The organism is Variovorax sp. OK605 (assembly GCF_900115445.1).
Classification (GTDB): domain Bacteria; phylum Pseudomonadota; class Gammaproteobacteria; order Burkholderiales; family Burkholderiaceae_C; genus Variovorax.
This window is the reverse complement of sequence record NZ_FOWL01000003.1, coordinates 306,449-319,378: the sequence shown is the minus strand read 5'-3', so window position 1 is coordinate 319,378 and position 12,930 is coordinate 306,449. Positions and strand designations below refer to the sequence as shown.

15 protein-coding genes are annotated in these 12,930 nt (G+C 63.7%); 6 read left to right on the top strand and 9 right to left on the bottom strand.

Annotation, left to right across the window (positions count from 1 at the left end; genetic code table 11):
* Positions 1-28: 28 nt before the first annotated feature.
* From BM013_RS09685 to BM013_RS09675, 3 genes are read right to left on the bottom strand one after another with little or no spacing between them, the layout of a single operon-like run.
* Entirely contained in the window at positions 29-1,810 is a 1,782-nt protein-coding gene (locus BM013_RS09685) for a GMC family oxidoreductase (RefSeq protein WP_218153646.1), read from the bottom strand.
* A 2-nt stretch (positions 1,811-1,812) separates the two neighbouring features.
* Positions 1,813-2,550, bottom strand: a complete 738-nt coding sequence (locus BM013_RS09680; protein WP_093125881.1) for a gluconate 2-dehydrogenase subunit 3 family protein — start codon at positions 2,548-2,550, stop codon at positions 1,813-1,815.
* A 29-nt stretch (positions 2,551-2,579) separates the two neighbouring features.
* Positions 2,580-3,935, bottom strand: coding sequence for a cytochrome c (locus BM013_RS09675; RefSeq protein WP_093125879.1), 1,356 nt, complete (start codon positions 3,933-3,935; stop codon positions 2,580-2,582).
* A gap of 109 nt (positions 3,936-4,044) precedes the next feature.
* On the opposite strand from BM013_RS09675, the gene BM013_RS09670 reads away from it, so the two are divergent.
* Positions 4,045-4,269 carry a hypothetical protein gene (locus BM013_RS09670; protein ID WP_093125876.1) on the top strand — a complete coding sequence of 75 codons (225 nt, stop codon included), beginning with the start codon at positions 4,045-4,047 and terminating at the stop codon, positions 4,267-4,269.
* A gap of 65 nt (positions 4,270-4,334) precedes the next feature.
* On the opposite strand, the gene BM013_RS09665 is transcribed toward BM013_RS09670, so the two are convergent.
* Positions 4,335-4,928, bottom strand: coding sequence for a nuclear transport factor 2 family protein (locus tag BM013_RS09665; protein WP_143098267.1), 594 nt, complete (start codon positions 4,926-4,928; stop codon positions 4,335-4,337).
* Positions 4,929-5,054: 126 nt separating this feature from the next.
* Here BM013_RS09665 and BM013_RS09660 point away from each other — a divergent pair, with 126 nt between their 5' ends.
* Positions 5,055-6,014, top strand: coding sequence for a LysR family transcriptional regulator (locus tag BM013_RS09660; RefSeq protein WP_093126789.1), 960 nt, complete (start codon positions 5,055-5,057; stop codon positions 6,012-6,014).
* Positions 6,015-6,179: 165 nt separating this feature from the next.
* Here the strand turns inward: BM013_RS09660 and BM013_RS09655 are convergent, their stop codons facing one another.
* Entirely contained in the window at positions 6,180-6,581 is a 402-nt protein-coding gene (locus BM013_RS09655) for an IclR family transcriptional regulator (RefSeq protein ID WP_177225447.1), read from the bottom strand.
* Between BM013_RS09655 and BM013_RS09650 the strand changes: the two genes are divergently transcribed.
* A complete protein-coding gene (locus tag BM013_RS09650) occupies positions 6,549-6,854 on the top strand; it encodes an antibiotic biosynthesis monooxygenase family protein (RefSeq protein ID WP_093125874.1) in 306 nt (101 codons plus the stop codon). The two genes, BM013_RS09655 and BM013_RS09650, sit on opposite strands and share 33 nt — an antisense overlap.
* Positions 6,855-6,984: 130 nt before the next feature.
* On the opposite strand, the gene ypfH is transcribed toward BM013_RS09650, so the two are convergent.
* From ypfH to BM013_RS09630, 4 genes are read right to left on the bottom strand one after another with little or no spacing between them, the layout of a single operon-like run.
* Positions 6,985-7,599 (bottom strand): esterase, encoded by a 615-nt coding sequence (gene ypfH, locus BM013_RS09645; protein WP_218153645.1) that lies wholly within the window; start codon positions 7,597-7,599, stop codon positions 6,985-6,987.
* A gap of 36 nt (positions 7,600-7,635) precedes the next feature.
* A complete protein-coding gene (locus BM013_RS09640) occupies positions 7,636-8,445 on the bottom strand; it encodes a dioxygenase family protein (protein WP_093125869.1) in 810 nt (269 codons plus the stop codon).
* A 59-nt stretch (positions 8,446-8,504) separates the two neighbouring features.
* The gene (locus BM013_RS09635; RefSeq protein WP_218153644.1) at positions 8,505-9,338 is read right to left on the bottom strand and encodes an isochorismatase family protein; all 834 of its coding nucleotides are present in this window, start codon (positions 9,336-9,338) and stop codon (positions 8,505-8,507) included.
* Positions 9,339-9,371: 33 nt separating this feature from the next.
* Positions 9,372-10,004: an NADPH-dependent F420 reductase gene (locus tag BM013_RS09630; protein WP_093125866.1), complete on the bottom strand. Its 633-nt coding sequence runs from the start codon at positions 10,002-10,004 to the stop codon at positions 9,372-9,374.
* Between the two features lie 157 nt (positions 10,005-10,161).
* Here BM013_RS09630 and BM013_RS09625 point away from each other — a divergent pair, with 157 nt between their 5' ends.
* The 3 genes from BM013_RS09625 (at position 10,162) to BM013_RS09615 (ending at position 12,885) form a co-directional block, all read left to right on the top strand.
* Positions 10,162-11,079, top strand: a complete 918-nt coding sequence (locus BM013_RS09625) for a LysR family transcriptional regulator (protein ID WP_093125863.1) — start codon at positions 10,162-10,164, stop codon at positions 11,077-11,079.
* Between the two features lie 181 nt (positions 11,080-11,260).
* Positions 11,261-12,046: an MlaA family lipoprotein gene (locus tag BM013_RS09620; RefSeq protein ID WP_093125861.1), complete on the top strand. Its 786-nt coding sequence runs from the start codon at positions 11,261-11,263 to the stop codon at positions 12,044-12,046.
* Positions 12,047-12,069: 23 nt separating this feature from the next.
* The gene (locus BM013_RS09615) at positions 12,070-12,885 is read left to right on the top strand and encodes a MipA/OmpV family protein (RefSeq protein WP_093125858.1); all 816 of its coding nucleotides are present in this window, start codon (positions 12,070-12,072) and stop codon (positions 12,883-12,885) included.
* Positions 12,886-12,930: the final 45 nt, after the last annotated feature.

Genomic DNA, 12,930 nt, shown 5'->3' with positions numbered 1-12,930 from the left:
ATTCGAGTCTCTTTCGGGCACTTCCGAGTCAGACCAGTGCCGCAGGCCTCGCAATGTAGCGCTCGCGTATCGCCTTTGCCGACCAGTAGGCCAGCGCCGCAACCAGACCGGTCGGGTTGTAGCCCAGCCCCTGCGGGAAGGCCGACGCACCGGGCACGAAGACGTTGTGCACATCCCAGCTCTGCAAGTAGCGGTTGACCGCGCTGGTGCCCGGGTCGGTGCCCATGATCGCGCCGCCATTGAGGTGGGTGGTCTGGTAGCTCGTCGTGTCGAAGTGCTCGCCGAAGTTCTTGACGAACACCCGCACGGCCTTGGGGCCCATCGCCTCTGCGATGCCGCGCATCTTCTCGGCCATGAAGCGGGTCATACGGATGTCGTTGTCCTTCCAGTCGAAGGTCATGCGCAGCAAGGGCAGGCCCCAGGCGTCCTTGTAGGTCGGGTCCAGGCTCAGGTAGTTGTCGTGGTAGCTCATGTGCGCGCCATGCGCATCCATCGACATCGTGTGCGTGTAATTGTCGGCAACGGCCTGCTTCCACGCGCTGCCCCAGCCGGGCGCACCCTCGGGCAACGAGATGCCGCTGATCGGCTTCACGCCGGCCTGGTTGACCCACATCGGCGAGCCGCCCACGAAGCCGAACGGGCCGTGGTCGAAGTGGTCGGCGTTGAAGTCGTCGATCGCCACGCCGTTGCCGCCTGCGCCGATGAAGGGGTTGGCGTGCACGTCCTTGTCGAAGAAGGCCTTGATCGTCGCCATGTTCTGGTAGGCGAAGTTGCGCCCGACGGTGCCTTTGCCGGTCGCCGGATCGTAGGGCGTGCCGATGCCCGACAGCAGCATCAGCCGCACGTTGTGGAACTGGAACGCGGCGATGACCACGATGTCCGCCGGCTGCTCCACCTCGCGCCCCTGAGCGTCCATGTAGGTGACGCCCGTGGCGGTGCGGCGATCGGCCGTGAGGTTCACCCGCAGCACGTGCGCATTCGTGCGCAGCTCGAAGTTCGGTGCCTGGCGCAGCGCCGGCAGCACGTTGACGTTGGGCGAGGCCTTCGAATAGTTGTAGCAGACGTAGCCGCTGCAGTAGCCGCAGAAATTGCACGGCCCCATCTGGCAGCCGTACGGATTGGTGTACGGCCCCGAAGCGTTGGCCGACGGCAGGTCGTAGGGGTGATAGCCCATCTTGGCCGCGGCATCGCCGAAGCGTTGTGCCGACACCGTGCGCTTCTGGGCGGGCAGCGGGAAGGCGTGCGAGCGGTCGGCCGCGAACGGGTTGCCGCCCTTGCCTTCGCCCACGTTCTGGCCGGCCACGGTCCACGCGGTACCCGAGGTGCCGAACACTTTTTCGGCGAAGTCGAAATGCGGCTCCAGCTCTTCGTAGCTGACGCCGAAGTCCTGGATCGTCATGCCCTCGGGAATGAACTTCTTGCCGTAGCGTTCTTCGTAGTGGCTGCGCAGGCGCAGCTCGGCGGGGTCGACGCGAAAGTGCACGCCCGACCAGTGCAGCCCCGCGCCACCGACACCGGTTCCGGGCAGGAAAGCACCCAGCTGCCGATAGGGCAGCGCCGTGTCGTTCACGCCGTGGCGGATCGTCACGGTCTCGCGCGACACGTCCTGGAACAGCTTGCGGCGGATGTTGTAGGTGAGCTCGTCCAGCACCTTGGGGTAGATGCCGTCGGTGGCGGTGTCCTGCATCGGGCCGCGCTCGAGGGCGACCACGTTCAAACCGGCCTCGGTCAACTCCTTGGCCATGATCGCGCCGGTCCAGCCGAAGCCGACGATCACCACATCGGCCTTCTTCATCGTGTTGCCTGCCATGCTCAGCTCCTTTGCCCACTCAAGGCCACGGGTGGCAGCGGGTACCTCACGTCCCGCTCGACCCAGTCCATGAAGTCGGCGCGCGCCCCGGGAAACCCGATCAGCTTCCAGCCCGCGAGGCCGCGGTTGCCGCCGTGCACCGGATCGGCGAAGAAACCTTCACGCGCGTTCTGCAGCAGCATCGAGAAGAACAGCTTCGCCGGCACGGCGTCGAACACGGCTTGGCCGGATTCGATTGCATGCAGCGCCGCGTCCTGCGCGTCCGCCGCGAGTTGCACGAAGGATTTGCCTTGCGCCTTCTGCACGAAACCGTCGGCGGCGGCAATGCCCAGGCGATAGATCTGCTGCGGGGTGAGCTGGGACTGATAGCCCATCGTGGCCGGCGCGTCGGCGTTGAATGGCCCTTGCATGTACCAGAGCTTGCCGGTGGCCCAGGGCGTGTCCATCTGCCGATCGATGTACTCGGGCACGCCGGTCTCCACAGCTCCGGGACCCAACGCGTCGTTCGGGATCAGCCGCGCGCTGGCGGCATTGACGAAGGTCCATTCACTGGCGGTGAAGAACCGTGGCGCATAGGTGCCCGGTGCCGGGTTGCTTGCTGTGGCCCCTCCTTGTCCGGCCGCCGACTGCCGGGTGTCGCACCCGGGAAGGACTGCGACGGCGAGGGTCGCTGCGCCCAATCCCTTGAACAGCTGGCGCCTCGATGGTGTTTGCGATGAGTCCGGTGCAGTCACGGGCATGCTCCTGTCTGGGTTCATGAGGCGATCAGTCAACGCGCGGGAGCGGCCTGCGCAGCCCGCTCCTTCTCGATGGCGCTGCGGATCGTGCCGACTTGTGCAGCCTGCACGGCCGAGGCCTTGTTGCCCCAGCTCTGGCGCGTGAAGCTCGCGAGCTGTGCCACTTCGTCGTCCGACAGGCGCCAGCCGAAGCCGGGCATGCCAAGCTCCGATGGCGCGACGCGCGTGGCGGGTAATTTGCTGCCCTCGAGGATCAGGCGAATCACCGAACTCGGATCGCCTGCCAGCACGGTGGAGTTGCCGGCGATGCGCGGAAACACCTGCGCGTAGCCCAGACCGTCGCTGCGATGGCAGGCCGCGCAGTTGTCGATGTATAGCTCGGCGCCGCGCGTCGCGTTGACGCCCTGCCACAGCGCCTTGGCGGTCGCGGGGTCGGCATTGAACGACGATGGCGAATGCGCCGAGGGCGGCAGCGTCTTCAGGAATGCAGCAATCGCTTTCAGATCGTCGTCGCTCAGGTGCTGCGTGCTGTGCACGATGGCATCGTTCATCGCACCGCCGACCACTGCGTGCGAGGCATTACGCGCGCTGCGCAGGGTCGCGACGATGTCGGCGGCCGACCAGGCGCCCAGCCCGTCCGCCGGATTGCCGCGCAGGTTCACCGCCACCCATCCGTCGATGAGCGGACCGCCGGCGAGGTACTCGGGGCTGGACTCGTCCAGCGCCTTCTCCTGCATCGTCGGTGCGCGCGGCGTATGGCAACTGCCGCAATGCCCCGGGCCCTGCACCAGATACGCACCCCGCGCCACCGACATGTCGGCATAGCGGGCGGCGTCGAAGGCCACTGCATCCGGTTGCGGTGCGAATGCCTTGCGCCACAGCGCCATCGGCCAGCGCATCGACAGCGGCCAGGCAATGCCGCGTGGGTGCGGTTGCGATTGGGCCGGCGCCACGCCATGCATGAAAAAGGCATACAGCGCGCGAACGTCGTCGTCGCTCATGCGCGCATACGATGGATAAGGCATTGCGGGGTACAGCGAATCGCCGTCGATCCGGATGCCGTGGCGCACCGCGCGATCGAAGTCGGCGAGCGTGTAGTTGCCGATGCCGCTGTCGCGATCGGGCGTGATGTTGGTGCTGTACATCGCACCGATCGGCGAAGCCAGCGGCAGCCCGCCGGTGAATGGCGCCCCGCCCGGCGACGTGTGGCAGGCCACGCAATCGCCCGCCTGGGCCAGGTAGCGGCCCTTGTCGATGAGAGCTTTCGAACTGCTGTCGGACGCGGCGGCGATGCTCCGCGTGGCCGTGGGCCACAGCGCAAGATTCAGCACCACGCCAACGACGAGGACGGTGATGCCTGCGAAGGCCCACAGAAACTTCTTCGTCATCGTTGCATGCTCCTAGTACTTCCAGGTGTCGTTAAGCAAAGGGTGGAGCAGACCGGCTCTTGATGGATTCTTCGTCTGAGGCGAACCTATGTAGACCGAGTCGAACCCGATGCACAAGTGGACGCGGCGGCTGGTGCAAGCCGAGCAGTTCAAGACCGGCATGCGCGCGAAGGTCGAGCATCGGTTCAATGAGATCAAGAATCTCTTTGTTCACAGGGAGATCAGCATTCGCTCGGAAAACTCGGCACGCAACGCCCATCGATCAGTGCCTGCCTGGTTGCTTGACGCCCTGCGTTCGCGAGACGAGCGGCTTGGCGCCTTGTTCATTTCATGATTGTCGCGGCCCATTCACGCAGCCGACGCAGGAAGCGTGCCGCCTGGTCGAGGATGCGCTTGACGTCAGACCTGGTACTCGGGACCCTTGGGATCCGTCTTGATCTTCCACTTGCCCCCAGAGCTGAACGAACGCGCAGATGCGAACGTGTCTTCCATGAACATAAAGTACACGATCTTCCCGTCCTTCACCTTCGCATGGATTGCGAGAGGTGAGCGGAACAATTTTCCGCGAGTCTTGGAGCGGTAGGTAAACGAGCCGAACACGGACACGTTCTCCCCGGCACCGAAGGCATCGGAGATCTTGAAGTCTTCGATCGTCCAATAGTTTGCAACACCGATGAACGTGCTGGTGTACGCCTTCCGCCCATTCTGGGTGCCGGTCCAGGGCAGGATTGTCTTCAACTCCGGATTGTCGAAGTTGAGAGAGATGTAGGTTGCGTCCTCGGCTACAAGTCGTGCGACGGCAGCTTCGATCTTGTCTGGTGCGGTGTTGTTCAGGAACTCCAACACCACTTTGGTGGCGGGAGTTTTCTCATCGCCGGACTGAGCTTGCGCCGATGCGCAAGCCAGTACCGTCGATGCGCCAACAGCTCCGGAAGCAACGATGAATCCGCGGCGGCTCGGCGGCGCGACAGCAGTGTGGGCTTGGTCTTTCATGGCGATTCGTTTCATGGTTGAGTTGGCATTCGTGAATCCGGACATGGAGTTCGCTGCATTGCACCGATCATGGTTCGGACACTGATACTTTTGAAGGTGGCCCAGTGTCCGTACACTTCGGACACCATGTCCGGAATGCTTACCCTTGATTCCTTGAGCGGCCTGCTCGCCTTCGCAACGACCGTCGAGCTCGGCAGCTTCACATCGGCGGGACGAGAACTCGGCGTTTCCGGCTCTGCCGTTGGGAAATCGGTCGATCGCCTTGAAGGCCGCCTTGGCGTCGTACTGCTTCAGCGCACAACGCGTTCCATCGCGCTCACCGCAGAAGGAGAAGCCTTGTACGCCCGCGCACGGCAGATCCTTGGCAGTGTCCGAGACGCCGAGGCCTTGATAAGCAGCACGCGCGAGACGCCTCGCGGCCGCGTCAAGGTCAGCTTGCCCACGGTTGTGGGGCGGCACGTGATCGTGCCTGCTCTTCATCAGTTCCTGGACGCGTATCCCGATGTTGAGATCGACTTGTGGCTTGATGATCGGATCGTCAACGTGGTCGCCGAGGGTTTCGATTTGACTGTCCGACTTGGTCATCTCAAGAATTCGGGGTTGATCGCGCAAAGGATCGGCCCTCATGCATTCGCGACGTGCGCATCCCCCAGCTACATCGCCAGGTTCGGTTCGCCCCAATCGCCTGCCGATCTTGCAAATCACCGATGCGTGCGCTATCGGTTCCCCACGACGGGGCTGCTCGAGCAGTGGGAATACGCAGGCGAGCAGAGGACGCCACCGCTGGGTGCGGGCTTGGTCTTGAATGATGGCGAGACGCTCGCTGTTGCCGCCCTGGGTGGGTTGGGATTGGTGCAGTTGCCGATCTATCAGGTTGCCGGCCACCTTAAGGGCGGACGGCTTCAGGCAGTCCTTGAAGGGGGCGACGCAACCCGGGGTGATATTTGGCTCGTATGGCCTCCGGGCCGCTCCGATATTCCACGAGTACGGGTGTTCTCGGAGTTCGTCCAGACCCTGCTGAGCCGGTGCCCCGAAAACCTTTCTCGCTCAACTCAGGAGCCGGGGTCGCGATCTTTTGCCGAATAAGGGCTTTGATGCGCGCGGTTCAGCGGCCCAGAAACGACTGTAAGTCGTTCGTGAGTCTCACGTGGGTTCGCCCAATGGGCTGCCTCTGGTCTGGTTCGTTCGCGAAGGTGCTGTCGTGAGCGCGTTCCTCAGCATGGATTCGGCTGAATCGAGGAGCACGCTGGGTCAGTGTTCGCCGGGCCGCTTTGTCCGCTTGAGGATGCTTTCTTTTTCCGTGGCATTCAGGCCGGCCGACGAAACCATCCCTCCTATCCGTGCTGACAAGGTGCGAGCGGCGATGCCTAGCGCCTGGGTGACCTCTGGAATCGACTTTCGCTGTACCTGATCGATCCGCTCGGCGTACGGCACGGTGAGTGCGGCGATTGCTTGCCCCTGCGTGTCGAGAATCGAGAAGCTGATGGCGTAGAGGCCGCGGACCTGCACGCTCGGAATCGACTCAAAGCCAGTGGCGCGGATCGAATCGAGGATGGTGCCGATCTGCTGGTTTGCTTGCTCCGGTCCGCAACGAGATGCCCATCTGAGGAAAGACGAACGATGATCCTGGAACTTGCCGACATTCGCGTCCATTCCGGCCAGCAGGCCGAGTTTGAACAGGCCGCGCGCCATGGCCTCGAAACGGTTCTTTCGAAGGCGGATGGCTTTCGCAAATACGAGGTACGCCGAAGCGTCGAAACTCCCGAACGATTCGTACCGCTGATTCACTGGGACACTCTGGAAGACTACACAATCGGGTTTCGCGCATCGCCGGCATATGCGCAATGGCGGGCTATCGTCGGCCCCTTCTTCGCGCAACCTCCCTTCGTCGAGCATTTCGAGTTCTGCGCCTCGCTTTCGGCATGATGCCCCGGACCTCCTTCTTCGAAGGGCGGGAGTAGGGCCCCGCGCGAAGAAGCTGCCCAAGGTCTTTCTGTCGCGCCTCTCGGAGTGATGGACGGGAGCTACGTCGCGAAGAGCACGTGCTATTTGTCGCTCAGGCTGGCGCAAGTCGCGTTGCTAGATTTGCTAGCAACGCGGGATGAGGTTCGTGCCCGACGCCGGGCGCCAAGTCCAAGGTCGCGTCAACGCCCAATTCAAGCAGCCGCGCTTGCGCGGACTGTCCCAAAGCAGCGGGCATCACTGGGTCTGAACTGCCATGCAAAAGATGAATCGCAGCGGCGGATTTTTGCTGCGGCAGCGTGGCGAATCGTCCCGCAATGGCGACGATGCGCAGCGCGGGAGGCGCTGCGAGCTTGGTGGATTCGAGCGCCATGATCGCGCCCTGTGAGAAACCGGCGATCAACGTGCGTTGTTCATTGACACGCGAAGCCTGCTGCCAGTGCCGCACGGTCGCCACGAAGACTGGCATGGCCGCATCCACGCGTGCCTGGCGATTGGCCTCGGTCACGTTGCGCACCGAGAACCACTGGAGTCCGTTGGAAATATCAGAAGGTTCGGGCGATGCGACGCTGACCACCATGGCGTTTCGGTCGTGGTTGGTGAACCAGCGCGCGACGCCCAGCATGGATTGCGGTACGGAGCCGACACCGTGCGTGAGCAGCACCAGACTGGACGCTGGGCCTTCGGGTTGTTGGACGATGATGGACATGGAAGACATGTGTTTTTTTCCTGGACATGCAATGAGTCAGGCCGCGGCGGACACGCCGGGCAGTTCACCGAATACGTAACCTTCCATCGAAAGCACACCGTAGGTGACGCCGCCTTCGATGACTTCGACAGGTTCCCCCGCGCTGCTGGTACCGGCTGCGACGAGCAGCGGCAAGTAGTGCTCGTCCGAAGGGTGGGCGCGACGGCCGTGCGGGGCACCTCGGAAGTCGACCAAGGCGCTCACGTCATGCTCAATGGCCGCCCGGCGTGCCCACTGCACGAACTCTCGCACGTAGTCCTCGGGCGCCTCGGTTTCAGACTGACGGAACTCATACAGGTTGTGAGTGAGGCTGCCCGAACCCACGACAAGTACACCTTGTTCGCGTAACGGTGCCAGAGCGCTCCCAAGGGCGAGCGCATCGGCGGGACGCAGTTCGATCGGCAGCGACAGTTGAAACACTGGCACCGAAGCGCCGGGCAGCATGTGCATCAGCGGTACCCAGGCGCCATGGTCCAGCCCCTGCTCATCCACCAGTTGCGCGGAGAGCCCCGACTGTGTCAGCAGCTCGGCCACCTCGCGCGCCACATCCGGCGCCCCTTCAACAGGGTAGTGCAGCGCATACAACGACGCGGGGAAGCCGCCGAAGTCATGGATGGTCTGGGGCCGTGCACTGGCACCGATGCGCAGGCCGCGCGTGCGCCAGTGCGGCGATATCACCAGGACGGCTCGCAGCCCGGGCAGTGCGAGAACGCGCTCGCCGATGGCGTTCAGCAGAGGGCCGGCCTGGCCAGGCTCCACCGCAAAGGTGGGTGCACCGTGCGAGACGAAGAGAGCAGGAAACTTCATGGGGACGCTCCTTGGCGCTGGCGTCCCCCGCGCCGCAAGGCACAGGGGACGCCGGCGGACTACTTGACGAGACCGAACGGATCCTTGACCGGGCGCTTGGCCGGGTCGGCGTTGTTCCAGAACTGCTGCACGATCCAGCCATATTCGGGCAGGCCGTTGATGAACGGCGGCAGCATGTCGTTGCCCGACGGAAGCTTCCAGTCGGCCTGCAGCTCCGCACCGAGGGCGTAGACGGTGTTGAGTTGCGCGCCTGCGGCGCTCATGCGCTGCATCGCGGCTTCGGCTTCGTACTTGCTCCAGGCACCCGATGCGTCGACCACCGGGTGCACGACGTAGCCGTCGTTGACCATCGCCAGCGTCGGCAGCGTCACGCATGTACCCAGCGTCACACCCGAGATGATGATGTGCCTGCGGCCCGTCTTGGCGACCAGGTTCTCCAGCGCCTTGCGGAAGGTCGGATCCTCGTAGGCGTTGATGATGCCGGTGCGGCGGTAGATGGGCTGGTCCTTGAAGATCTCCTTGAGTTCCGGCAGCAGGTCACCGTTCTGCCATTGGGCGTTCGATGACGACAGGAGCACAGGGATCTTCAGCGCCTTGGCCATCTGCGCCAGGGACACCACGTTGGCCTTGTAGCCCGATGCCTGGGCGAAGTCGCGGACGCTGGCCATCAGGCCGACCTGGTGGTCGATGAACAGCATGATGCTGTTGTCCGGAGTGGGCTTCTCGTAGGCCGCGCGTCCGGCCTTGCGGGCGTCCGCCGGGCTGGTCTTGGTAGACAGCACCTTGTCGGTGATCGGGCTCACGATGTCGGCCGGGCGATCCTGTGCGACGGCAAGGGTGGCTGCACCCGCCAAAGCGATGGCGGCGGCGATTTGGGTCAGTTTCTTGTGCATGTTTGTACTCGTTGGAGATGGAAATCGAGGGGATCAGACGCGGCGGATCCAGGTGGGCGAGATCTGTGTGCCTTGTCCGGCGCCGTAGGCGAAGTAGATGTTGAGACCCGCTACTGGCTCCAGGTAGCGCGCGTTCTTCAGCCCTCCCGCGTCCACGGCTTGGAAGCCGATGCTTTCGACCAGAGCGCGCACGGTCTGCTTGGCACGCTCGTCGTCACCGGCATAGAACACGGGCACGGTCTGCCCGTTCGCGAACGCGGGGCCATCGGCCAACACTTGAGCCAACACGGTGTTGAAGGCCTTGACCACTTGTGCGCCAGGCAGTGCCTTGGCGAGTTCTTCGGCGGCGGACGTTTCGAAGCCCAGCGTCAGGCCCATGTAGTCATTCGTCAGCGGGTTCGTGATGTCGACCACGACGCGACCTTCGAGCGGGCCGAGTGCCTTCAGCGCAGGCACAGCATCGGCAAAACCGGTGGCGACGATGACGACTTCGGAGTTGCCCAGCGCTTCGGCCGGTGCCACGGCCGTTGCACCTGGATAGGTGGAGGCCAGCGCCTGTGCCTTGGTCAGATCGCGCGAGGTCACGCGCACCTTGTGGCCGGCGGCGGTGAGTTGCTTGGCAAAGCCCGCGCCCATGTTGCCGGCGCCGATGAGTGTGATGTTCATGATGAAAGTCCTTCAGTGGTGGGGTTGGAGCCGCGGCCATCGGGGAGTTCGGCGGCCTGTCTGCCAGCGCGATGTGCTGGCATGGAAGAACTTTATTAATATCAGTCTTCGAGATAAACAACTGTTCACGGCATATATTGTTCTGAAAATCGAGACGATGGACCTTCTTCAAGCCATGAAAACCTTCACTGCCGTGGTCGAGGCCGGCAGCTTCGTCGGCGCGATGGACGCGACAGCGCTGTCGAAACCAGCCGTGTCGCGGCATGTCACCGAACTGGAGGAACACCTGGGCACGCGACTGTTGCAGCGCACGACGCGTCGGCTGTCGCTCACCAGCGAGGGCCAGATCTACTACCAGCGTTGCAAGGAGGTTCTCCAGGCGGTCCAGGAAGCGGAGGCCGAGGTGGGCTTAAGCACGGGCCAGGCACAGGGACGCTTGCGCATTGGTGCACCGCAGACCTTCGGCGCGTTGCACCTGGCGGCGCTCTGGGGTCGATTCGCGGCGGAGAACCCCCTAGTCACGCTGGACATCGTGCTGTCGGACCGCGTGGTCGACCTGGTCGAGGAGGGCTATGACCTGGTCATACGCATCGCGCGGATGTCCGACTCCAATCTGATCAGCCGCGCACTTGCACGAACGCGCATGGTGCTGTGCGCCTCACCGCCCTACCTCGCGCATCACGGCATCCCCACGCAACCGCATGAACTGGCCCGACACGACGTGATCTCATACACCTACTGGTCATCCGGGGACGTGTGGAGTTTCCAGGGGCCCCAAGGCGAGGTCACGGTGCGCACGCACTCGCGCATCCACGCCAACAACGGTGACACCTGCCGAGCCGCGGCGCTGGCGCATCAGGGCATCATCCTGCAGCCCGATTTCCTGGTCCACGAAGACCTGCGCAGCGGTGCGCTCGTCGAGCTCATGCTGGAGTTTCGCGCGGCCGAGCTGGGAATTTTCGCCGTCTACCCGACGCGCAAGCAACTGCCGCTGAAGGTACGGCGACTCGTTGACTTTTTGGTGGAAGCGTTGCGGGATCCACCTTGGGGCCGGGAGCCAAGCTCGCACGTGTGATGGGGTGATGGTTACCTGCGGGGACTGTGCGTCGATGGACGGTTCTTCTGGTCAATCCGAATTTCGGGTTGGTTAATCAAATCTTAAAACCACTAAAAAGTTATTAAACCCGCTCCCTCAGCATCCGCTCCAGAAGGCGACGACATGGTGTCGATTGCCAGGTATCCCCACTGGAGTTCCCATGCTGAACTGCCTCGTATTCGCTGGCGTCCCGTTCAGGTCGACGCTGGCCCCGAGGGGCCTCGCGGCCAAGGCCACGGCCATCCTGTCGCTGGCTGGCGCCTTGTTGCTTGGCGGTTGCGCCACCCCCCAACGCCCTGATCCCCTCGAAGCCATGAACCGCCAGGTCTTCGGCTTCAACGAAACCGTAGACAAGGCTGTGCTGGCCCCTGTTGCCCGCGGCTACGAGCGCGTTGTGCCAGAGCCGGTGCGCGGTGGCGTCAGGAATTTCTTCGCCAATCCCCGCGACCTTGGCTCTGGCGTGAACCTGGTGTTGCAAGGTCGGCCAAGAGAAGGCCTGACCGACCTGGCGCGCGTGGCGACGAACACCACGGTGGGATTACTCGGCGTGTTCGATGTTGCGACACCGCTGGGGCTACCGCGCCAATCCGCCGATCTGGGCCAGACCCTTGGGCGCTGGGGCGTCGGATCAGGCGCCTATGTCGTCTTGCCCCTGATGGGGCCCTCGACCGTGCGCGACACCGCCAACATTCCGGTCGACATGATGCTGACGCCGCAGACCTTCGTCTCCAACAGCGCGCTCGGCGGTGGCTTGACCGTGGCGCAGTTCACGAGCAAGCGTGCGGATCTTCTGCCGGCAACGCGCCTGCTCGACGACGTCGCGCTCGATCGCTATCTCCTTGTCCGCGACACCTATCTGCAACGCAGACAGAGCCTCGTCCTTGGCGCCTCGCAGCCCGGTCGGAGCAGCGATGACAGCGCGGCGCCGCCTGCTGCAAACCACTGATTTTTTCAACCCCGAGGATTTCCATGACAGAACGAATCCGCCTTGTGAAGCAAGGCAAGAACTTCCGCGCCCACCTGCCTTTCACGGCCATCGCCGCGGGGGTCGCGTGCGCCGCCTTCCTTTCGCCGGCGTGGGCACAGGCCGATGCAGAAAAAAGCCCCGAAGCGAGTTCGCAATGGGGCCTTGGCATTGGCGTGGCCATGGAGCAAAAGCCCTATCGCGACTTCAACAACAAGGCCCAGGGCATTCCGATGATCACCTACGAGAACAAGTGGGTCAGCGTCGCGTTTCCGAGCGCCGATCTGAAGCTGACATCCGTAGGGCCGGTTTCTTTGCGGCTGCGCGCGCGGCTCGCTGGAGACGGCTACGAGGCCGACGACTCGCCATTCCTCAATGGCATGGACAAGCGCAAGAGCGGCCTGTGGCTGGGCGGCGCGGCCATCTGGCGCAATGACATTGCCAACCTGTCGGCCGAACTGCTGGCCGACGGATCGGGCAACAGCAAGGGCTCTCGGTTCAAGGTACAGGTCGACCGACGCTTCGCTGCAGGTGCCTTTGGCTTCACGCCTCGCCTGGCGGCACATTGGGTGGACAGCAAGTATGTCGACTACTACTACGGCGTGAAGGACTCCGAAGCTCAGTCCGGCCGGCCGGCCTATGTAGGGAAGTCGAGCGCCAACATGGAGGTGGGCCTGCGTGTGGACTACGCCGTGGCCCCCAAGCAAACGGTGTTCCTGGACGTGAGTGCGACCAGCTTCGGCAGCGGTATCAAGAACAGCCCGCTCGTCAGCCGATCCAGTCAGTCCGGCGTGCGTCTGGGCTACGTCTACCGGTTCTGAGAAACCTTAGCCGCGCTTGCGCGGCCAGAGGGCTGCATGGCGCAC